Consider the following 21,628-nt stretch of genomic DNA (forward strand, 5'->3'; position numbering starts at 1 on the left):
CACCCGATCCCCCCGCACAGGAGCGGCCGCGCACCCCCACGGGATGCGCGGCCGCTCCGGTACACCCCTGACCCGCTCCGCAACCACGTAAGGGACTCGATGACCACGCCCGACAGCCTCGACGCCCGCCTGGACGCGGCCAACGCCACCGTCCTCGCCGAGATCTCCCGTACGGACGCCAAGTCCGGCGTCCTGCTCACCAGCTTCTCCCTGCCCCTCGCCGCGCTCGTCGCGGTGGTCCCGGGCCACGACTTACCGCCCGCCGTCGGTCTCCTCGTCGGCGCCGGCGCCTTCGGCCTCATCGCCTCCATGCTCGTCGTGCTCGTCGTCGTCCACCCGCGCCTGTCGGGCGCCGCACGCGGCAGCTTCCTCTACTGGTCGCTCTGCACCCCCCAGGACCTGGTGAAGGACCTCCAGACCCCGGACGACCGCGTAGCCCACGTCATTCACCTCTCGCAGATCGCCCGACGCAAGTACGAAGGCCTACGGCTCGCCGGGATCATCACCGGCGCCTCGCTCATTGCCCTCGGCGCCGCACTGCTTGCGGCCTGCGCACGGCATCTGAGCTGACAACACGAAGCGGGCCCCGTCCTCGGACGGGGCCCGCTTCTTTGCGTTCGGGGCCTTACGCTGCGGACGCGGCCGCAGACGCGTCTGCGGCCTCCGTCTCAGGGCTGCTCTCCTCGGGGTCCTCGCTCACGTCGGCGACTCCGCCTTCGAGCTCGCCTTCCTCGGCCTCGGTCTCGCTCTCCAGGAACGTGACCGTAACCCCGCTGACGGAGGACAGGACCTCGATCAGGGACTTCACCGCATTGCGAGCGCGCTTCGGGTCGTGTTCCAGCGCGGCCTGGAGAGCGCTCGCGTCGAAGGTGCGCGCAGCCTTCGACAGGGCTCGCACGGTCTTCGCGGGGTCGGTCGCCGGAGTCGAGCGCGCCTCGTCCTCCGGGGAGGCGAGGTAGGAGATCACCGCCTCCTCGGTCTTGGCCTTGTGTCCGGCGGCCTCCTCCGGCAGCGCCTCCACGGCGCCCTGGACGAGTGCGGCGGTGACGCTCGCACCCTTGGCCTTCACGAGTCCCAGGTACAGGTAGACGGCCGCCTGCACGCTGTGCTTCTCGACCAGCGGGACCAGCGCCCACGCGTGCCCGTACCCCAGCTTGGTAGAAACAACTGTTTCCAAACCGCCCCCTGGCCTGGCCTGGAACAGGGCTTCGGCCACGCGCCACGTACGGATCAGCTTGCCTGCGTACTGCGGCGTGATGTCCCAGCGGGCCTGGGTGTAGTCCTCGAACGTCTCGAACTGAGCCCGGTACAGCCGAGCATCACGCACCACCTGAAGCGCCTTGCCGGCGGCCCAGAAGGCGAAGCGCAGGTTCTCGATGGCGCTCTCGCACTTCACCAACATGTCCTGCTCCTGCGCGATGAGCGCCGGAGTGTCGGTGAGCTGCTTCGTGGGGAGCTTTGCGGAGTCGCCGAGGGCGCGCGCCAACTCGATCGCGTTGTTCGGGCGCCCCGGGGCGACGGGGGCCCCGTTTACGTTGATCGGCTTACCCATCAGAGCATCTGCTCCATCGTCAGGGCCACGCGCATGAAGTCCTCACGCGCTTTCAGGGCCGTACCCGACATCTTGTACTCGGTGACCAGGGTGCCGTTCTCGTAGGCGTGCTCGTGGATGGTGTACCGGCGGATCGGGTCTGCGACCCGCGGGTAGTTCCGCTCGTCAATCCACGCCTTGACCTTGTTGAGCTGCGCCTCGAACTTGTCCTTGCCGGGGTCGTGCATGTTGATCACGACCAAGAAGGGGATGCCTCGCGGCTTGAGTACGCGCTCGATCGTGTACTCGCACTCATCCCAGGTGATCTTTGACGGAGTGATCGGGACGAGTGCCAGGTCTGCGACTTCCAGCACCTCGCGCAGCGCATCGGCTGTCCGGCTCTCGCCGAGCGGGTCGGCCCCCCACTCGGCGTCAGGGTCGACGTCCAGGAAGCCGGGCGTGTCAACGATGATTCGCCGCCGCTCGGAGTCGTTGATGATGCTGGGCAGGATGTTCAACTTGCTGCGGGTGACGACGAAGTCAAACGGGAGGGCCTCCTCTCGGACGCCCGCGCACCACTTCTCCAGGGTGCCCTGGACGTCGATGCCGGCCGCGACGACGGGGGCGCCCGCGGACTCGTCCCCGTTGGACAGTACCGCCGACCGGCCCGCGCACGCGGCCGTGTTGACGGCGATGGTGGACTTGCCTGCGCCGCCCTTCTGCTGGATGACGACGATCACTTTCGCCGTTCTGGCGACAGCGTCAGCGGCCGTGTCGATGGCCGTTGAGAGGGTTGTGGATGTGCTCATTCCGAGGCCTTCCGTTGATTTCGCCGCACGATGGGCGGCTACTCGGATCGGGCACAGCTTGCCAGACGTTTGGGGTGTTGATGTGCATCGCGGCATTACGGAAAGAGCAAGAGCGTTCGAGTGAAATCGAACGACTTGGAAACAGTTGTTTCTACTCTCAGGCCTGCTCGGGGATTTCGGGCTGATCCGTTGCTGTGGCCCGGTCGATCGCCGCGCGGAGCAGGTCGCCGGTGGTGAGGACCTGAGCGCGGAGTCGGTCGCGGATCTCCAGTGCGGACTGTGGTGCGGAAGGCCGCCCGGCGGCGACCATAAGGGCGAGTTCGGCGGGGATGCCGTCCCGTTCGGCTTCCCGGAGGGCGACATCGACTCCGTCGCCCCAGCGGTCGGCCCACTCCTGGAGTGCTTCGACAGCGGCCTTGCTGGTCCAGTACGCGGCACGGCGGACGGTGTCGCCGAGGTTGTACGGCAGGTTCACCGACACGCGGCCGGTGTACCCGCCCTCGCCCATGGGGGCGCTCGGGGGAGTGCCCCAAGGGCGGCCCGGTGCGTCGGTCTCGCCCTCCGGGGGCTTGGGCCACTTGCGGTCCAGGCCGCGGGCGCGCAGTTCCTCGCGCACTGCCCGGGCCACGATGTCGTCCCGGTTGCCACTGAACTCGCCCGTGCGGCGCATCCGGGCGGCCTGGACGCGGACGTCGCGGCGTACGGCGGCGGCCGCGCGCCGTGACATGCCGGGAAGGAGCAGCTCCCGCCGGCGTGCGGCGATCCACTCCTTCTCGCGGTTCCGCTCCGCCTCGGCGTACTCGTTGAGCGCCTCCAAGGCGTGCTCGGTCACGGCTACGTGGAACTTCATCTTCGCCATGCTCGCCATGGAGGAAATGTAGCCAGATAATTGCGGGGCGTTCTGCTGCCCTTCCGTTTCGCTGTGCGCAATGGAGGGGGCGGCATTTCGCTGAGCGAACTCAACTCCTGCTTCACCAGGGGCAATCCGCTGTTGGTGCGTCGTAGGGTCAAAGAGGATGGATCACGTCCGGCCGCTGTGAGCATCCGGGCGAGGCTGAGGGAAGTCCCTGGCCCCGTTCGTGGTGACGGCGTGCCGGGCCGGGTCCATGGCCTGTGCCCTACCAGCATCACGGGGGAGAACGCTCATGAGCATCGGGGGAGTGGAGCCGCCGCTCCGCGAGGACGAGGAGAACCGCAGTGACGCAGCTCAGCAGGCACGGGCAGACGGCTCGGGAGTATTGGGAGACGTACAGGCCGCAGGCCCTGGAGTCGCTGGGGAGCCCGGCGCAGCAGGAGGCCTACTTCCAGGAGTTGGACCTGCGGGTGACGGAGAAGATCGGGCAGTTGGCGACCGAACTCCTTCAGAAGCTGCCGATGGAGCAGCGCGCGGCGGCCCGGCGGTCGACCCGGTCGCAGGCGCAGGAGCTGGTGTACGCGGAGGAGATCTGGCTGGAGAAGGAGCCGGGGACGGAGCACCGGGAGATGTAGCTCCGCCTCGTTTCCGACCGGAGAGTCAGCGGGACCTCGCCCCTGCCGGGCAGAGTGAGCGGGCCCGCGCCAACCTCGCGGCTCTGGAGATGCTGCGGGCCCTGGAGCGCGAGCAGCGCCCGGCCACCGAAGAGGAACAGCGCACCCTCGCGCGCTGGTCCGGCTGGGGCGCTCTGCCGGTCATCTTCAACCCGCGGCCGGCGCGTGCCGCGTTCGGCCCGGACGAGGATGAGCGCTTTGAGCGGGCGGCCGCGCGTTGGGACGCCGTCAGTGACCTGCGCGAGCAGATCCGGGCACTCCTCTCCGAGGATGAGTGGGCGGCGGCCCGCCGCAACACCATCAACGCGCACTACACCGACGCCGACCTGGTCCGCTCGATCTGGGGCGCGGTCCGCGGGCTCGGCTTCACCGGCGGCCGCGTCCTCGAACCGGGCTCCGGCTCGGGTAACTTCATCGGCTTCGCGCCGATCCTGACCTCGACCCCGGTGCAGATGACCGGTGTTGAGGTCGAGCCGACCACCGCGGCGATTGCCCGCCACCTGTACCCGGACGCCGAGATCATCACCAGCGGCCTCGAAGAGGTCCCGCTTGCCGACGGTGCTTTCGACGGCGTGGTCGGCAACGTCCCCTTCGGCAGGTACAAGCGGTTCGACAAGGTCCACAACGCCGACCTGTCGCTCTCGATCCACGACCACTTCGTGCTGAAGTCGCTGTACGCCACTCGCCCGGGCGGCGTCGTCGCGCTCATCACCTCGCGCTACACCATGGACGCGGAGAAGCCGGATGCGCGCGAGCGCATGTACCAGCTCGGCGACCTGGTCGGCGCGGTCCGTCTGCCCGCCCGGGCGCACATGGCGGCGGCCGGGACGGACGTCGTCACCGACGTGCTGTTCCTGCGGCGCCGGATGCCGGGCGAGGAGCCGGGGGACAAGACGTGGCTGACCTCCCGCAAGCGGGTGCTGCCTGGCCACGATGACGAACTAGCGGTCAACAGCTACTTCGACGCGCACCCCGAGTACGTGCTCGGCGAGCTGCGTGCGGGCTCCCGGGAGTGGGGGCCGGAGGTCACCGTCGTCGGTCGTACCGACCAGGCGCCGGCCGAATCCCTGGCGGCCGCGGCCGCCGCCATCGCAGTGGAGGCCCGGGCCGCCGGGCTGACGGCGGCCGCCGATGAGCGCACCGAGCCGGTACAGACGATCGTCACCGGCGGCACCGAGGGTGCGCTCGGGCTGGACGCCGAAGGCAACCCCACGATCATCGACGGCGGCCGCCCGGTCCCGCTGGAGATCCACCCCGACCAGCGCGAGCAGCTCGTCCAGCTCATCCGCCTCAAGGGCCTGACCCTGGCCCTGTACGCGGCGGAGGCGGACACCCCCGAGCCCGGCGAGACGCCGCAACTCGCGGCGCTCCGCGCGGAACTGCGGGTCGCCTGGCGGGACTACCGCAAGAACCACCCACCGCTGACCAAGCCGCGCCAGCACTACATCTTCACCCCGCCAGAGGCCCGCGCGCAGGCCACGGCGCAGGGCCTGAAGGACGTCCCAGCCGCGTGGAAGCAGCGCACGGCGTTCGCCTGGATTGACGACGACCCCGACGCCTCGCTGCTGTTCGGCCTGGAGGAGTGGGACGAGGCGACAGGCAAGGGCACCGAGCAGAAGGTGCTCCTGTCCCGCGTCCTGGAGCCGCGCACCCTGCCGTCCCGGGCCAACAGTCACGAGGACGCCATCGCCCTGGCGATGGAGTACGACGGCGGCCGCCTGGACATGAGCCGGGTCGCCAGCCTCCTGGGGCTGGACGAGGAAAGCGCGGCCGCGCAGTGCGCGGACGCCGGTCTCGCCTACCGCGATCCGCTCCAGGGCGACGCCTGGGAGCCCCGGCACCGCTACCTGTCCGGCAACGTCCGCGCCAAGCTCGCGGCTGCGCGGGAGCGGGCCGCCGAGGACCCGACGTTCCAGGGCAACGTCTCCGCCCTGGAACGGGTCCAGCCCGCCGACCTGGCGCCGTCGGAGATCAAGGCGAAGATCGGCGCCCCGTGGATTCCGGTCGACGTCTACAACGACTTCCTCGCGCATCTCGGCTTCGACGACGCCAGTGTGCTGCACGCGGGCGGCACGGTGTGGGAGGTCCGCGGCGCCAAGAACGGCGACCTGGCGCGCACTGAGTGGGGCACCGGCTCCCGCCCCACGCAGGATCTGTTCACGTCGCTGCTGCGGCAGACCGAGTCGACTATCCAGGTCACCTACCGCGACCGCGAGGGCCGGACCTACGTCGACAAGGAGGCCACCGACGCGGCCCAGGAGAAGGCCAAGCTGATCGCGGAGGCCTTCGAGGACTGGGTGTGGGACGACGAGACCCGCGCGGCCCGCCTCGCGGGGATCTACAACGAGCAGTTCAACAACATGGTGCTGCCCGAGTATGCGGGCTCCGCGCTGACCCTTCCCGGTCTGATCAGTGACTGGACGATGAAGGAGCACCAGAACGCGGCGATCCGCCGGATCGTCAACGAACCGACGGCGTTGCTCGCGCACGTCGTCGGCGCGGGCAAGACAGCGACCATGGCCGCCGGCGCGATGGAGCTGCGCCGCACCGGCCTGGCGACCAAGCCGTGCCTGATCGTCCCCAACCACATGCTCAAGCAGTGGTCGCGCGAGTTCCGGCAGCTCTACCCCAACGCCAAGATCCTGGCGATCACCGCGAGCGACCTGAACAAGAAGCGCCGCGCGAAGTTCATGGGCCGGATCGCGGGCGGCGACTGGGACGCCGTGATCCTCACCCACGAGGCGTTCACCCGGGTGCCGCTGCGCCCCGATACCCAGCGCGCCTACCTCGACCGCGAGATGAAGTCTCTGCGCGACCAGCTCGACGTCGCCGCCGAAGCCGGGATGCACCGCAACACGGTCAAGCAGATCGAAGAGTCCCTGGCCAACGCGGAAGCAAAGCTCCAGCAGCAGATCGACTCCATGGACGACGAGATCGGCGTCTTCCTGGAAGACACCGGCATCGACTACGTGTTCCTGGACGAGGCGCACGAGTTCAAGAACCTGCGCACCGTCTCGGCGATCCCCGGCGCCGCCATCCAGGGCTCGGCGAAGGCCACCAAGCTCCACATGGTGCTCGACTACCTGCGCACGACCAACGAGTCCGAGCGCGTGGCGACCCTGGCCACCGGCACCCCGATCGCCAACTCGCTGACCGAGGCCTACGTCCTCAAGCGCTACCTCGCCCCGCAGCTCCTGGAGGAGATGGGGCTCGACGCCTTCGATAACTGGGCGGCCACCTTCGGCGAGGTCGTGAGCCAACTGGAGCCCGACCCCAAGGGCGACGGCTACAAGTACAAGGCCCGCTTCAGCCGCTTCTTCAACGTCCCCGAGCTGATGGCCGCCTACCGGGTCTTCGCCGACGTGCAGATGGCGGAAGACCTCGACCTGCCCACCCCGCCCGTACGGGAGAACGAGGACGGACAGCGCGGCGAGACCATCCTCATCCCGCCCACGCCGGCGCAACGGCAGTTCATCAAGGAACTGCCGCACAAGCCCTGGGTGCGCAAGCCCGGCGGCGTCCTGAAGGCCCTCGGCGAAGGCCTGCGCGCCTCCGTCGACCTGGACCTGGTCGACGCCACCGAGGCCCTGCGCAACCTGGGCCTCAACATCACCGCCGAGGACATCAGCAGTGAAGACCCGACGTACGGCGGGCGCGTGCTGGACATGGAGAAGGTCCGCGACCTCGCGGACGCCGCCGCCGTCGACATGCGCAGCGTCGGCGGCAGCAAGGAGATGGGCAGCAAGATCCCGTACGCGGCCGAGAAGATCGCGGAGATCTGGCAGGAGACGAAGGACATCGTCTACCCGGTCTCCGGGGACAACCCGACCCCGCAGGATCTCCCCGGCGGCCTCCAGCTCGTCTTCCTGGACGAGGGCACCCCGGGCAGCACCGCCAAGCACGCCGCCGACCTGTACGCGGACCTGCGCGACGAACTGGTCGCCAGGGGGATGCCGCGCGAGTCCATCCGCTTCATCCACGAGGCGGGCACCGACCGCAAGAAGGAGAAGCTGTTCGCTGACTGCCGTGCCGGACGCGTCCGCGTCTTGATCGGAAGCACGCAGAAAATGGGAACCGGGACCAACATCCAGGACAGGGCAGTCGCGCTGCACCACCTGTCCTACCCGTGGCGGCCGGCGGACATGGCCCAGCGAGACGGCCGGATCGAGCGGCGCGGCAACCTCAACGCCCCCTGGATCGACAACACCCCCGACCACGTCCGCATCCTGTACTACATCACCGAGCGGACCTTCGATGAATTCCGGCTGACCACCCTCGCCCGCAAGGCGCGGTTCATCGGCCAGATCCAGCGCAAGGACTTCAGCGCCCGCGAGATCGAGGATATCGGCGCCGACGCCATCAACCTCGGCATGCTCTCCGCCCTGGCCTCCGGCGACCCGGCGATCCTGCAACTCGCCGAGGCCACGGCAGAACGCGCCCGGCTCCAGGGCCTGGCCCGAAGCTGGGACCGCCAGCAGGACACCCGCACGCAGCAGCTCAGCGACATCGACGAATTCCTCGGCCGCGCGGACGTCGCCCTGGAAGGCATGCGGGCAGCGGCCCCCAACCGGCGCCCGACCACCGGCGACGACTTCGCCATGACCGTGGGCGACGCCACGTATCGCAGCCGCGACGCGGCCGCGAACGCGCTCGGGGCCCGGATGGTCGCCATCGCCGGGGACCAGTCGATCCGGCCCGGCGAGCGTGTCCCGGTCGGCACCTTCGGCGGGCAGGACTTCCACGCCGAGATCGCCTACGGGGCCAGCGGCCGCCGCCAGATGCGCCTGCGCTTCGGCTGGGGCTACGTCGTCCCCCTGGGCCAGCGCGAGGACCGCGCCCAGTGGCAGGCCTCCTCCGTCACCCAGTCCAACGGCCGTGGCGCCATCCAGTCGTTGGAGCACTTCCTCAACCACCTGGACGACGACCTCAGCAAGCTGGAGAAGTCGACCGAGTCCCTTCGCGGCCGCCGCGAAGAGATCGCCGACAACCTGCGGCCGAAGGACGAGAACCCCTACCGCATCCAGGCCCGCTCCAAGGAGCGGGAAGAGAAGGCGCTGGGCAAGCTGGTCGTCGCCAACGAGAAGGAGGCCGCCCTCGCCGAGCGGGTCGAACGCGCCGCGAGCGTCAACCAGGACGCCGCCGAGGAGGTCAACGAGGAACTCGAAGCGCTGCGCGGGCACATCGCCAGCCTGCGGCAGATCATCGCTGACGAACACGAGGTCCAGGCCCGGGCCCGGGGCCTGGTGCAGGACGAGAACCGCCCCGACGACGCGCCCAACCCTGACGCACCCACCCCTGCGGAAAAGGCCGCCGCGGAAGCGTTCGCCCAGGACATGGCCGATGCGTTCTTTCCCGAGGGCAGTACCGAATCGCCAACGGCGAGCCCGTCCACGGGCGGCGCCGAGCCCCGGCAGGAGGACCCGCCGGCCGAAGCACAGGACCAGCCCGGCCCGGACGCCGAGCCCGTACAGAGTGACCCTGAGCCCGCCGCCCCCGGTGAACCCGAAGGGGAGCCATCCCCCGAACCGGTGACGCCCGAGGCCTCCGGCGACAGCGAGACTGCCGAGCAGGAGTCCAGGGAGCAGCAGTTCCAGGAGGCCGTGGACGACCTCTTGTCCGGTGCTGCGGAGCCCGAAGGCAACGCGCCCGATGCAGGAGACGGCCAGCAGGGCACACCCGACGCGGCCCCCGACGACGACCCACGGATTGCCGTCCCCGCGGGCTACCAGCCGTTCAGCGACAGCTCGGTGGAACTGGTGCCGGGCGACGTGGTCCGCGAGGGCCGACCGCAGTACATGGAGGATCGGCACCTCCAGTACCGGACGGTCGTCATCGTGGAAGGCCCCGACCCCTGGGACGGCTACTACATCTGCCGGCCACAGAACCGCAGTGGGACCAGCCGCGTTCACCCCCGGGAGATCGTGGCCGTGCCCGACGGCTCCCGCCTCCTGGAGTCCAGCGCACCCGTTGCGCAGGAGGAGCCTGCCCCCGCGCCCCCGGAGGCTGCGGACGAGGAGCAGGCGCCGCTCCAGGACCTGATCGACCTCTTCGGCGACCGGGTGTCGGTGACCCACATCGGCGGCGAACCCACCGGCCAGCAGCCCGAACCGGATGCCGCAGAAGCTGAGGCGCCGGAGCAGGGCCCCGAGCAGCAGGAGCCCGACCTCCCGACCGCAGCGGAGCCCGGCGCCGCCCCGGCGGCAGAGGAGACGACAGTCGCCCGGGACGAGCCGGAGCAGCACACCGGCCCCTCCCCGGCAATGGCGCGCTGCGCGGCCGTCCTGCGGTACTACGAACCGCTCTTGCAGCGGCACAAGCTCTCCGGCCGGGAGGCCGTGGCGTTCATCGACCGGCCCGGCGTCGGCTACCGGTACGAGCCGGGCAACCCGCTGCCCGACCTCATGGCCGAGATCGGCAAGGTCGCCGAACGCGTCGGCGGTTCCTACCGCGTCAGCTACAACGAGTGGGTCAACTACTCCGTCGGCGAGCGCCGACAGCAGCAGAGCGACACCCTCACCAACCTGAACCTCGACCTCATGACCCTGTACTCCGGGGAGACCGAGCCACTGCTCATGGTCGACCTGGAGGCGATCCTCGCCGCGCCCGGGACAGTGGTGGAGCTGCCCTCCGAGGCGGAGATCGAAGCCGAGGAGGCGGCCGCAGCCCGCATCGTGATCAATCACGATGCCGAGGGCACCGAGGTCCGCAACACCCCGCGCGGCGGGGACCAGCGCATCCGGGACGCGCTGAACGACCTGGACTTCAACTGGTCGCGCCGTCAGCAGAAGTGGTACATGCGCCGCGACACTCCCTTCGAGGACCGCGACACCGCCGTACAGGCTCTGCGCGCCGCCTTCGAGCGGCTGGGCGTCGCCTACACCTACAACGGCCCCGACCCGCAGGACACAGAAGAGACCGCCGAGGCCGCGCCACAGGAGACCGAAGCCCCGACCGGGCCGGTACAGAGCGAGCCTGCTGCGGACGTCTCCGCCACGCATGCCGCGGCCATCGCACCCGTCCGCCAGTCCGCCGGATGGGCCATCATGGCAGTGCTCAGCGACGACCAGGTGCGCGGGCTGGTCAGTGCCGTCGCGGTCGACGGCCAGACGGTCAGCACCCAATCCCGGCGCCTGCTCGGGGACCGCGTACGGCAGTGGATCGCCGAGCAGCGGCAGACGCCGACGACAGCCTTCTACGCCTCCGACAGCAGTGAGCTGCCCTCCGCCCTGCGCGGCGGCGGCGACGTGCGCCTATCAACCCACATCAACGGGCTGACCATCGACCAGGGCAACGTGTCCTTCCGGACCCCGTGGGAACACCTCCCTGCCTGGATCGACGCCGCCGTCGCGCACGACACTGCCACCCGCTCCAGTGACCTGCCTGCGTGGCGCTACGGCCGTCTGGACCACGAGATCCATTTCCGGATCGACGAGCGCAACGAGTCCGCAGCCCTGGCACTCCGCGCCCTGGCGACCGCATTGCGCGAGACCGCCCCACCCACCGACGAACAGTTCGCCGAAGCACGGGCCAAATTCGCCCCCTTGGCTACGGCCGCCGACGCTGAGCCCGAGCCGGGCACGGAGGACCCAGAACTCGACCTGTCGGCCGCCGAAGAACCAGCCGACGCACCCGCCGACACCATGGAGCCGCAGGACGGACCCGAGGACTCGGACACCGACGGCACCGATACGGTCCCCGACGCCGAGGACACGGTGATCGTGCAGACCCCGGACGGGCCCGGCACGGTCATCGGCACCGATGACGGCGACCTGGTGCTCGTCACCACCGGGTCCGGCACCCGGGTCTGGGAGGTCAGCGAGGTCCAGTGGCCCGATGGCGCTGCCCGGCCCGAGAACACCGAACGGGCGGTGAAGGAGCGCCAGAACGCCGCCGATGCCGCGCAGGCCGCCACCGCCGAGGGCATCGAGCTGCGCTACGGCAACGGCAACAGGCTGGTCGACCTGGACACCGAGGCCGGGCACGGCACAGTGGTCGACGCCGACGGCGCGGTCATCGGCTGGGTCCGCGCCCGGACCGGTGACGACGGCCGCCGCTACTGGTGGGCGCAGGACGCCCGCGGCGGCACCCCCGACGACATGCCCTTCCATGAGGCGCTGCCTGCCTCAGCGGGCGTCCCGGCGATCCGGGCCGCCGGGACCATCCGCTCCGAGCTGCACGCGGTCAAGGAACCGGCACACCGCGCCCCCATCCCTGCCGAGTACGCCGCCCGCGAGGTGCGGCTGACCACGGCTCAGGTCCCGGAGCTGCGCCGCCTGGTGCTCGATGCCACCTACTCGGACGGCACCCCCATCGAGCCGCCGGAGTGGGTGGCCTCGCACCGCAAGTACGTCCTGAACACGGCACAGATGCGGGCCCTCGGTGATGCGGCGCAGGCCGCCGCCGACGCCTTCCCCGGTGTCACCGCGGAGGAGCGACGCACCGCCCGCGTGCTGCGCAACGCCGCCGAGCGCTTCGAGTTCGAGGTGTACGACACCGCCCGGTGGCGCGCCACCATCGCGCCGATCGGCGAGACGGACCCCTACGTCGGGCCCTACCAGCCCCGCCCCCGGCCGGAGACACCCGACGCACCGCAGGAGACGGCGGACGTACCCGCCCCGGCCCCGGAGCTCGCGGCGACCGAGACGCAGACCTCCGCCGGGACCGAGGCAGAGCCCCCCGCCCCGGCGGACACCGACACCCCGGAACCGACCGCAGAGACGGAGGCCGCCCCCGCCGACCCGCAGCCCGAGGACCGCGCGGACACGGCACCGGACACCCCGGCACCGGACCCCGCGCTCACGGCGGACACACCGCCGGGGCCGACCGGTGCGGAACCCCAGGACGCCGGAGCCGATGACGAGGAGACACAGCTCGACCTCTTCCCCAGCGAGACGCCGGAGGCCCCGGCGCCCGCACGTCGGCCCGGCAGCCGCCGGCGGACCGGCCGGAAGGAACCCGCCATCCACCCCGGCGCCGAAGGCGGCCCCGAGGACGGACGCCTGGGCGTGTACGGGCACGCCGGTCACGGCGTGTGCGACCGGTGCGGCACCCCCGACACCGAGCGCTACACGATGGTGTGGAGCTGGCACCTACGGACCGAGGACGGCGGTGCCATGGCCGCCGAGTGCGGGAGCTGTGTCGAGCTGACCACCGGCCTGTCCTACAAGGAGTACCGGCGCCAGGCCGACGTCGCCGAGGCGCGGCGCGGCGGCCGCCGCATCGTGCCGACTCCGTACGCGAAGGGCGACGTCACCGGGAGCCGCACGGCCGAGAACGAGTGGACCTACGTCCACCAGCCCACCGGCAGCCGGTACCGCCTTGCGGAGGAAACCCCCAGCGGGTACCGGGGGTTCGTCCTGCGGGACCTGCACGGCATCTCCCAGGGCACGGGCGTCTCCACGAATTCCGGCTACGAACTGGCCGAACGGGCGGCCCTGGGCCGCACGGCAGAGACCCACCCGAACGACAGCGACGACTGGGTGTTCTTCGGCTACCGCACCAGCAAGGTGACGCTCCACGAGGGCGAGAGCATCAACACCCAGCACCCCAACGCCCCCCGCCGCAACCGCGCCCCGTTCGAGCACGGACCGCGCTGGGACATCACCGTCAGCGGGACCGACTACCAGGTGGAGATGGTCTACCAGAAGGGCCAGCCCGGCGAGGACGGCCACCGCCTGGAGGTCACCGCCCCGGACGGTGCGAGCGCCCGCTATGTGGAGTGGGACGGCGTGCTGGAGTGGGCACGCGAGCGTGTCCGGGCCCCGGAGCCGGAGCAGGCGGCCGCGCCCCTCGCCGCGCCGCTCGCCGAAGCCGAAGAAGCGCTCACCACGGCGGAGGGCATCCGCGACGCTCTCCAGAACCGCAGCACCACCAGCGCCCTTGTCCGGGCGCGCGAGGCCTGGGACCGGGCCCGGTCCCACTACGAGGCCGGTCGGCTCACCGAGGGAGACGGCCACCTTGCCACGGCGCGCAGTCACGCGATCTGGGCCCGGTTCCGGGAGAGCGCGCGTGCCGACTTCCAGCCGCTCAAGGCTGCCGCGCGCCGCTTCCACGACGCGGTGGACGAGATCCTCTACCCGGGCGGCGCGGGATGGCGGCCGACGGTGGGCGACTACGTCCGCTCCCGGCACCAGTACGTGCCCGAGTCCGAGGGCTTCTGGATGAAGGTCACGGCGATCAGGGCCGACGGCATTCGCGTCCAGTCCGGCTCGACCGGAGACGCCAAGACCGTGTTGCAGCCCGCCGACCTCGGGCCGCACGCGGATCTGGCCTGGCAGGAACAGCCCTTCCGTGCTCCCGGCGAGCCGAGGGCATCGGACCAGGAGCGGCGGGCCCACCTCGGCATGCCGCCGCAGGAGGCGGCGCCCGAACCCGGCCTCCCGGAACCAGCGGAGACGCAGAGCGCGCCCGGCGACTCGGAAGAGGAGCAACTGGACCTGTTCGCCGCCACGGCACCGGAGGCGCCCGCCCCGCCGGCCACGCCGGAGGACACCGCGGCGTCCGGCACCGAATCATCGGGCGAGTACAGCTTGGGCCTGGTCGACGGGGAGAGCCTGACGTACCGGGGTGACTGGGACGGCCGCTACGAGATCACCCTTCCGGGCACCAGTTACCTGCTGTTCCTGCCTTCCATCGAGTACCGGCGCACGAAGTGGGCCGTCGCGTCGAACGACGGGCCGGACACCATGTCCCCGAAGCGGCTGCGCCGGTTCGATGATCCGAACGAGATCATGCCGTGGGCGAGGGCTCACGCCTCGAAGCGGCAGACCGGCTACGTCTTCCGCGACGGCGCATGGACCGAGGCGCCGGAGACCATCGCACCGGAGCCTCCGACGGAGGACGCGGCCGCCGAGGACGGACAACTCCCGCTCCTCAGGGCCGACGACACCGCGCCCGCTCCCGACTCGGCGGCCGGAGAGGACCCGGCCGCCCCCGACGCATCGCCCGCTGAGGCGTCCGCGCCGGACGACGCGCCCGCGCCGGACGACGCGGACGAGGACCCCGACCAGCAAGACCAGGAGGAAGCAGTGGCAGACGAGCCGGTACCCACCTCCGTCGCGACGGACGTCCCGGCCGTCGACCCGCCCGTGGAAGACCTCCCTGCGGAAGCCCCCGCACAGGAGGTAGCCGAGTCCACCGTGGACGTCGAAGACCCGCCCGCGCCCCGGAGCTTCACCGAGACGTTCCCGCTCGCCACCGACGCGAGGTATCAGCTCCTGCTGACCAGTTTCGAAGGCGAGAGCCCCCACGAGGGCGAGCTGCGGTACGGCGAGGCCACCATTGCTGCCGTCCGACTGTCCGCCTCCGGGCGCTGGTTCGCCCGGATGACGGTCGACGGCATGCCTGCCGACGTCACGGACCTGAACGGCTCACCGCTGGACGCGGCGCATCAGGGCGCGGTGATGTTCGCGGTCATCACCGGGGAGCCGTACGGCGAACCGCCGGTCGCGGCCGACGCCCGGGGGCCGCTCTCGCGGGCGGACGTGCTGCGCGTCGAACTGCGCTCCGCCGTCGAGCAGCACCTGCGCACCATCACCGTGGCGGCCGCGCGGGTGACCCCGGACTACGGACAGAACCCCCAGTTCCAGGCCCTGAGCACCCAGCTCGGGCGACTCGGTGCCGCCGACGTTGAGTACCACGGCTCGCGGCAGATGGCCTCGAACCTCACCGCGGTCCAGGAGGCGGTCAACGCCTGGGGGGCCGCGCTGCCGGTGGACCCCGCCCTCGATGAGCGTCAGCACCTGGCCTTCCCGCTCCTGAACCTGCTGCACGAGACCATGCGCCTGCACGGACGCCTCCAAGCCACCCTGGACGCGATGGTGGCCGAACGCGCGGCCGCCGAAGGGCAGGAGGCCGCGGCCGCCGTCCCCGCGTCGGCCGAGCCCGCCCGGGACGACAACGCACAGCAGACTCCGGCCCCGGCGCCCGAACCGGCCGACGCACCCGGCCCGGAGCAGCCCGCCGACGAGGAGTCGACCGACCAGTTCGCCCCGAGCCGCGAACCGGAGAACCCCGAGATGGCCACACACGCCCAACCCGCGACACCCGAGACGCCGGAGGCGGAGGAAACCCCGCAGGCTGAGCAGGAGACCGCCGCCGCCCCGTCCGCGCCGGATGCGGCGGAACCCGCCACGGAGGCCTCCGCCGACGGCGAGCCCGCGCCGAGCGCGGACGACACGGAGCCCGCCCCGGCGACGGTCGAACCGCCCGCCGCTGCGGAGCCGTCGGGGGAGCTGCCACTGTGGACCGGCCCGGCGGACTCCGACCCGGCGGAGGACACGGTCGACGTCGTCGCCGACTTCCATGCGGTCAAGGATGCATGGGACGAGCACGTTCCCGCCGACAAGGGCACGGGCGACGACCTGTTCGCCGAGGTGGAGGAAGAACTGCACCGGCTGGAGGCGCTGTTCGCCGAAGCCGTCGCCAAGGTGAAGCCTGCCCCCGAGCCGGAACCCGCCCCCTCAGCGGCGCCGGCCGCCGCGGTGCAGAGCACCGAGTCCGACTCGGCGGCCGCGCCGCCGCCCGGCGAGCCGGAGGCGGCCCCCAAGGACCCCGACCCGCAGCAGTCGGCGGACGCGGTGAACTCGGCGCTGCGCGAGGCCGACGCGCACGCACCCGACCTCCGGGACCTGCCGGAGTGGCAGCGCATCCAGAGCGTGCGGGGCGCGTTCGGCCACCTGATGCGTGTCATGAAGGAACGGGCGGGCGAGCACTTCGGCAAGCTCATGGCCGACGGCCGCGTCTCCGACTTCGTCCGCCGGGTCTCGATCGCCGCGTGCGAGAAGGTCGCCGGGTGGGCACAGGCCGCTGCGGACAAGCTGCGCCGCCCCGACGAACGCGGTACGAACAAGCGCGAGGAGCTGCCGAGCGCGGAGGCACTGCTGCGGCTGGGAGATGCGGCCTTCGAGTACGGCGGTCCCCGCCGCAGCGGCGGTGGCACTCCGCCCCCGCCTGCGAACGGCGCGCCGGACGCGATCGACATCCCGGCGATGCGCAAGATGGGGGAGGCGCTGGACCGGCCCATGCCAGGCGCCACCAAGCGCGTCTCCACGGCGGCCGCGCGGGGCCGGTCGACCACCGCCAAGCGGGGAGGGAAGAAGACCACGCCCGGCACCGACCAGGCCGAACACCTCCGCCGCGGCGGCGCCGAGCAGCAGCAGACCCGCAAGCCCAACCAGCGCTGACCGGCACCGGCCGGGCGCCCAGGTGACCACAGTCGTCGGCGTCCGGCCGGGCACCGGCCATGTTCAGTCTGGCCAGATAACCCGCCTTCTACCTCGGGAGGTCGTCCGTGCCCATGGGCCCATCCTCGCTCCGGCACCCGCCCGACACGACGAAGCCCCGCCCTGGGCGCAGGCGGCCCGGTCGGGGCGGCTGGCCAGGCCGAAGCCGCAAGCCCTGGGGCCGACCGGAGTCGGCCCCAGGCGGGGGGCGTTAGCCCGCTTCGTGCCACTGGCGGAACTCGTCCGCGTCGTAGCCGGGGTTCTCCACGGGGCAGAGCGTGACGTCCTCGGGGTCGGTCGAGCGGGGGTTGGGGACCAGGCCGTCATCGCACTGGGGGTTGGCGCACATGTGGTTGCTCCTTCGAGGTCGGTGTCGCTGTCCTGATGGGCTCCGCCCTGCACGGTTCTGCTTGGGGGGCAAGGCTCGCGCTTGCGCGACCGCACGCAGTGCGGCTTGGCCTTGCCCCCCAAGCAGGTTCGTGCTGCCCTTCGGGCATCAGGACAGCGGCGCCGACCGGGAGTGACCACTTCACCAGCCGGTGTGATGACGGCCTGGTCCCCAACCCCCACCGCAGCTGACCCGCGCTCTGCCCCGTGGAGACCCCGGTCCGCACCCGGGCCGCCGACGCAGGTCAGCAGCATGCCGGACACGCGCACTTCCAGCGGAGTTCATCCGCGAACTCATCGTCCAGGGCACCCGCGAGGGCCTGGCCGCCGCTCGCGCCCGCGGCCGGGTCGGCGGACGCCCCACCGTCGCCACCGAGGAAGTCATCAAGGCCGCCCGGGACCTGTTGCCCGACCCCGGCCGCTCCATCACCTCGATCGCCAAACTCCTCGGCGTCTCCCCAGGCACCCTCTACAACCACATCCCCGACCTGCGCGAACTGCGCTCCGGCGACGTCCCCCGCCAGCTCGACGCTGCGGAGCGGTAACCCGTGCCGATCAGCCTCCGGCCAGCTGACCGCCAAGCTGAGCGGCTACTTTGCACCGGGGGTCAGGGATAGGACACCGGGGCCTACTTCGCAGACCGGCAGAACTGACACCCCTCCACATGCGGATCCCGCAGCGCCTCCCGGGCCGTCTGCTCGCTCACGGTCTCCCTGTCCCGTGCTGTTCCTCGGCGAACGGTGAGGGGGAGTGTGCGACGACGTCAGGCAGCAGGGTGGGGGCGATCTCTGTCAGGTCGGGGTGGGTGGCGGCCACTTCGCGCAGCAGTCGGGGGAAGGTGACGCGGTCCAGGCCGCGGCCGGTGCGGGAGAGCAGCAGCGGGCCGTGTGTCTTGGTGGAGTGCGGGGCCTTGTGGGTGCGCGCGGGAAGGTATTCGTCGAGTGCCCACAGCACCGGCCGGGGGATGGGTGTGAGGGGGCCGACGGCGGAGGCGCTGTTGTTCTTCATCGGCAGTCGCCAGGTGGGCCCGGCGGCGTTGTCGCGGTGGATGTGCTGGACGACGACGGCGATGGACTGGCCGGGTCGCAGGCCTGCGAGGGTCATGTAGGCGGCGAGGCGGGCGCGTTCGGGGTGGGGGCCGCGGTAGCGGTCGGCGGCGGTGCGCAGGGCGTCGGTCTGGAAGCGGGTGAGTTGTTCGCGTGGTGCCGGCGGGGTGGGTCCGGCGAGTGCGCGGCGGGGCGGCAGGTTCCAGCGGGCGGCGCCGAGGTCGTCTTGGCAATGCCGGTAGAAGGACCGGACGGCGGAGACGGCGCGGCCGCGGGAGGCGGCCGCCATGGGGGTGCCGTCCAGGTTCGTCAGGTGCGATGCCCAGTTTTGGATGTGCAGTGGCTCGAAGTGCCAGACGAGGTCGCCGATGTGGCTGAGCCAGTCGTACGTCCAGCCGGGTGGGGCTTCGAACCCGGCGAGCAGGAGGCCGTAGCGGTAGCGGGTGTCGTCGTCCCAGGCGCGGCCGGTGACTTCCTGGCCGTCGGGCCGCAGGTATGCCCCGGCGAGCCAGCCGCGCAGGATCGCGTACGGGTCGGGGGCTCCGACAGCAGCACTCATGGGCGCCACTCTATGAACCCCTCAACGAACTTTACGGAACAGACCGGCCATCTCCGCCAGGAGCCCGCGTCGGCCAAGGTCTGTACGAACGTGCGGAGTGCGGCGCGAGGCGGCGCCCCACCCTGGCCCTTGGGCTGGGGAGCTGGTCTGTTCCGTAAAGTTCGGTCGGTAGTCCCGTTCCGCTCAAGTGGGGGCGCCGGTAAGAACCCTGTCAGGAGCCGCAAACGACGGCGATAGTTGCCTTGTCAGTCGGACTTCCGGAGGGCTCGCAGCACCAGGGGGCGTGACATCGCACCGTGGACTCGCTGTGCCAGTTCGTTGGCGCTGGCGCCGGTCTTCTCCTGCTCGGCGCGCAGAGCGACGCCGAGCAGGACGCGGGCCTCGTCGACCTTGCTCAGCGCCTCCAGGACGGCGTCGACGGCCTCGGAGACGGTGGGCGGCGGTCCGGTGGTCAACGAGTTGACCACCTCGGCGGCAGGCTCCGTCTCGTCGGGACTCTGGTCCTGATCACCCTCGGGGTGGTCAACGGATTGACCAGTTGCGGCGGGTGCGCCCGGGTAGCGGAGGTTGGAGAGGTCGAGGACCTCCCGCTGCCATGGGGCAGGCTCGGGGTATCCGATGGACTTCGGGTCGGCAAGACCGCGGTTGACCTCGTCGCGGTCGAATGTCGCTGGGTTGTACTTGTGCAGGCCCCATTCGCGCAGTTCGCGGTAGCGGGGTCCCTTGCGAGCCCGGATCGCGCGCAGGGTGCGTTCGTAACCGAGTGGCCCGCCGCAGTCCTCCGGCGGGCAGGCGCGGCGGCCGGCGGTGCAGCGCGGGTAGTGGGTGTTCGGGGCGGGCCGGTGGATCTTCTCCACGATGATGTGGTGAACCCAGTGGTCGCCGAAGTCGTACACGTACCCGGCGCCGGAACCCACCTCGGGCAGCATCTGCGCCACGGTGTGCGCGGACGCCTCCTTGCCGTTGTGTCCGTATGTCTCCCAGCGGGCGCCGAACTCGTACAGGTGGGCGTCATCCCAGCCCATGGCGACCTGGATGACGGCGTGCAGTCCGGACAGTGGGGTGTGCGAGTAGACGTGGATGCGCCGCCACACCTCCGGCTCGATCCCCGGCATTGACACTCGTAGTTGGTGCACGCTCTCCACGACGGCAACCGTATCGGCAGAGCGCCCCGCATCGCCGTTTGCGGCTCCTGACAGGATTCTTACCAGCACCCCAAGTGCAGGCAGCCACCGTGCTGGAGATGGGCTTAGCCGTTCATCCGGTGCGGGGCTCTGGCGTTGTGCGGGGACGGGTCAGCGCGGGGCGTTCTGCAGGCGGTCGGCGATCCAGTCGGGCAGCGGAGCCACAGGCACGTCGCGGACGATCGAGTACGGCAGTCCGCCCACGATCGAGCCGGGCCCCACGAGGTAGCCGCCGCTGCGACGGCCGGGGCCGCGTACGTCGATCCCGGGCCCGAGCGCCGTACGGCCGCCGGACACGCTGCCGATGGTGCAGCCCATAGGTGCCCGGAAGTACAGGTGCCGACCCCCGGACGGGGTGGCCACGGTGAACGTCTCGGGCACCTCCTTCCCGAGCCGGTCGGCCAGGGCGGCGAGGACGCCGGGGCCGTCGTCGTCGCCGTGGACGTCGAGGTCCAGGGCGACGACGTGGGAGGCCCGGCAACCGATGCCGACTCCCCGACCGGCGAGCAGCTCGGGCAGCAGCTCCGGGAGCAGGGTGGCCTGACGCTGCCACCCGCGTACGGGCACCCGGCCGCCGATCGGGAGCGGGAAGACGGCCAGGCCCCGCCCGACAGCCGTACGCGCGGCGGCGAGGACCTGCGGGCACTCAGCCGACCAGTGCCAGAGCTGCACCGGGTTGAGACGGTGCTCGGGGCAGTCGTCGCGCTCGCTGCCGCTGGCGACGGCCCCACAGGCGACCTTGGGACAGGTGCACGCGCAGAAGGAGCTGCCGCCGTACGGCCTGCCGTGCCGCGCGTACCCGCTCGCGGTGATGACCGCCTGGACGTCGCGGACGCTCACGCTGCCTGGTCCTCGTCGTCGTCCTCGTAGCAGCAGCACTCGCCGTACGGGTCGCCGCCGCCGCCGGCCCCGCACTCCGGGCAGGCGTTGGGGTCGTCGTCGTAGTCGCCGGTCGCGGCCCGCATCTCCTCGTGCCGCCAGCCGGTGCAGTCGTACTCGCACCCGCAGCCCTTCGCGCACTCCGGGCAGACCATCCCGTACGTCCACCCGCAGTCCCGGCACATGACCTGGTTGCGCGGGTCGTTCTGCTCCTGGCGCAGGTAGTCGACTGCCTCGCGATACGTGTTGATGTCGCTGTACGTCTCCAGGTACCCCTCCAGCCTGTCCCGCTCGTCGGGGTCCGGGTGGTCCAGGAGCGCGATGGCGCAGGCGTGCTTGATGCCCAGCTCGTCCTTGAGGTCGGCCAGGGCCTTCTTGCGCGCGTGGTTCTTCGGCATCTCAAGCTCTCGTTTCCGCGGCTCGCGGTGATCCCAGACTCACCGGCCGCCAAGAGCGAGGCCAGCAAGGGTGATGCGATGTGGT

Annotated in this window: 12 protein-coding genes; 4 read left to right on the forward strand and 8 right to left on the reverse strand. The window is 71.3% G+C overall.

Going from position 1 to position 21,628, the window contains the following annotated elements:
• Nucleotides 1-99 precede the first annotated feature (99 nt).
• Entirely contained in the window at nucleotides 100-570 is a 471-nt protein-coding gene (locus IEY86_RS30510) for a Pycsar system effector family protein (RefSeq protein WP_189135151.1), read from the forward strand.
• 55 nt (nucleotides 571-625) lie between these two features.
• Here IEY86_RS30510 and IEY86_RS30515 read toward each other — a convergent pair whose 3' ends face one another.
• From IEY86_RS30515 to IEY86_RS30525, 3 genes are all read right to left on the reverse strand, one after another.
• A complete protein-coding gene (locus IEY86_RS30515; protein WP_189135152.1) occupies nucleotides 626-1,552 on the reverse strand; it encodes a hypothetical protein in 927 nt (308 codons plus the stop codon).
• The gene (locus IEY86_RS30520; protein ID WP_229698889.1) at nucleotides 1,552-2,340 is read right to left on the reverse strand and encodes a ParA family protein; all 789 of its coding nucleotides are present in this window, start codon (nucleotides 2,338-2,340) and stop codon (nucleotides 1,552-1,554) included. Before IEY86_RS30520 ends, IEY86_RS30515 begins: the two co-directional genes overlap by 1 nt.
• Nucleotides 2,341-2,497: 157 nt before the next feature.
• Entirely contained in the window at nucleotides 2,498-3,208 is a 711-nt protein-coding gene (locus tag IEY86_RS30525) for a hypothetical protein (RefSeq protein WP_189135153.1), read from the reverse strand.
• A 329-nt stretch (nucleotides 3,209-3,537) separates the two neighbouring features.
• Here IEY86_RS30525 and IEY86_RS30530 point away from each other — a divergent pair, with 329 nt between their 5' ends.
• Nucleotides 3,538-3,828: a hypothetical protein gene (locus IEY86_RS30530; protein WP_189135154.1), complete on the forward strand. Its 291-nt coding sequence runs from the start codon at nucleotides 3,538-3,540 to the stop codon at nucleotides 3,826-3,828.
• Between the two features lie 89 nt (nucleotides 3,829-3,917).
• Complete coding sequence (locus tag IEY86_RS30535; protein WP_189135155.1) at nucleotides 3,918-17,051, forward strand: helicase-like domain-containing protein; 13,134 nt, start codon at nucleotides 3,918-3,920, stop codon at nucleotides 17,049-17,051.
• A gap of 250 nt (nucleotides 17,052-17,301) precedes the next feature.
• Here the strand turns inward: IEY86_RS30535 and IEY86_RS30540 are convergent, their stop codons facing one another.
• Nucleotides 17,302-17,439, reverse strand: coding sequence for a hypothetical protein (locus IEY86_RS30540; RefSeq protein ID WP_189135156.1), 138 nt, complete (start codon nucleotides 17,437-17,439; stop codon nucleotides 17,302-17,304).
• A 442-nt stretch (nucleotides 17,440-17,881) separates the two neighbouring features.
• On the opposite strand from IEY86_RS30540, the gene IEY86_RS36950 reads away from it, so the two are divergent.
• Nucleotides 17,882-18,022: a hypothetical protein gene (locus tag IEY86_RS36950; protein ID WP_229698890.1), complete on the forward strand. Its 141-nt coding sequence runs from the start codon at nucleotides 17,882-17,884 to the stop codon at nucleotides 18,020-18,022.
• Nucleotides 18,023-18,179: 157 nt separating this feature from the next.
• On the opposite strand, the gene IEY86_RS30550 is transcribed toward IEY86_RS36950, so the two are convergent.
• The 4 genes from IEY86_RS30550 to IEY86_RS30565 form a co-directional block, all read right to left on the reverse strand.
• A complete protein-coding gene (locus IEY86_RS30550; RefSeq protein ID WP_189135157.1) occupies nucleotides 18,180-19,082 on the reverse strand; it encodes a site-specific integrase in 903 nt (300 codons plus the stop codon).
• Nucleotides 19,083-19,327: 245 nt separating this feature from the next.
• Nucleotides 19,328-20,227, reverse strand: coding sequence for a plasmid pRiA4b ORF-3 family protein (locus IEY86_RS30555; RefSeq protein ID WP_189135158.1), 900 nt, complete (start codon nucleotides 20,225-20,227; stop codon nucleotides 19,328-19,330).
• Between the two features lie 150 nt (nucleotides 20,228-20,377).
• A complete protein-coding gene (locus tag IEY86_RS30560) occupies nucleotides 20,378-21,106 on the reverse strand; it encodes a bifunctional DNA primase/polymerase (RefSeq protein WP_189135159.1) in 729 nt (242 codons plus the stop codon).
• Nucleotides 21,103-21,543 carry a hypothetical protein gene (locus IEY86_RS30565; protein WP_189135160.1) on the reverse strand — a complete coding sequence of 147 codons (441 nt, stop codon included), beginning with the start codon at nucleotides 21,541-21,543 and terminating at the stop codon, nucleotides 21,103-21,105. Before IEY86_RS30565 ends, IEY86_RS30560 begins: the two co-directional genes overlap by 4 nt.
• Nucleotides 21,544-21,628: the final 85 nt, after the last annotated feature.

This window comes from Wenjunlia tyrosinilytica (assembly GCF_014646055.1).
In the GTDB taxonomy this organism is placed as follows: Bacteria; Actinomycetota; Actinomycetes; order Streptomycetales; family Streptomycetaceae; genus Wenjunlia; species Wenjunlia tyrosinilytica.

What these genes read in the sequence shown, in the direction of transcription:
- IEY86_RS30510 (WP_189135151.1), top strand. Translation starts at nt 100, where the DNA reads ATGACCACGCCCGACAGCCTCGACGCCCGCCTGGACGCGGCCAACGCC.
- IEY86_RS30515 (WP_189135152.1), bottom strand. Translation starts at nt 1,552, where the DNA reads ATGGGTAAGCCGATCAACGTAAACGGGGCCCCCGTCGCCCCGGGGCGC.
- IEY86_RS30520 (WP_229698889.1), bottom strand. Translation starts at nt 2,340, where the DNA reads ATGAGCACATCCACAACCCTCTCAACGGCCATCGACACGGCCGCTGAC.
- IEY86_RS30525 (WP_189135153.1), bottom strand. Translation starts at nt 3,208, where the DNA reads ATGGCGAGCATGGCGAAGATGAAGTTCCACGTAGCCGTGACCGAGCAC.
- IEY86_RS30535 (WP_189135155.1), top strand. Translation starts at nt 3,918, where the DNA reads ATGCTGCGGGCCCTGGAGCGCGAGCAGCGCCCGGCCACCGAAGAGGAA.
- IEY86_RS30540 (WP_189135156.1), bottom strand. Translation starts at nt 17,439, where the DNA reads ATGTGCGCCAACCCCCAGTGCGATGACGGCCTGGTCCCCAACCCCCGC.
- IEY86_RS30550 (WP_189135157.1), bottom strand. Translation starts at nt 19,082, where the DNA reads ATGAGTGCTGCTGTCGGAGCCCCCGACCCGTACGCGATCCTGCGCGGC.
- IEY86_RS30565 (WP_189135160.1), bottom strand. Translation starts at nt 21,543, where the DNA reads ATGCCGAAGAACCACGCGCGCAAGAAGGCCCTGGCCGACCTCAAGGAC.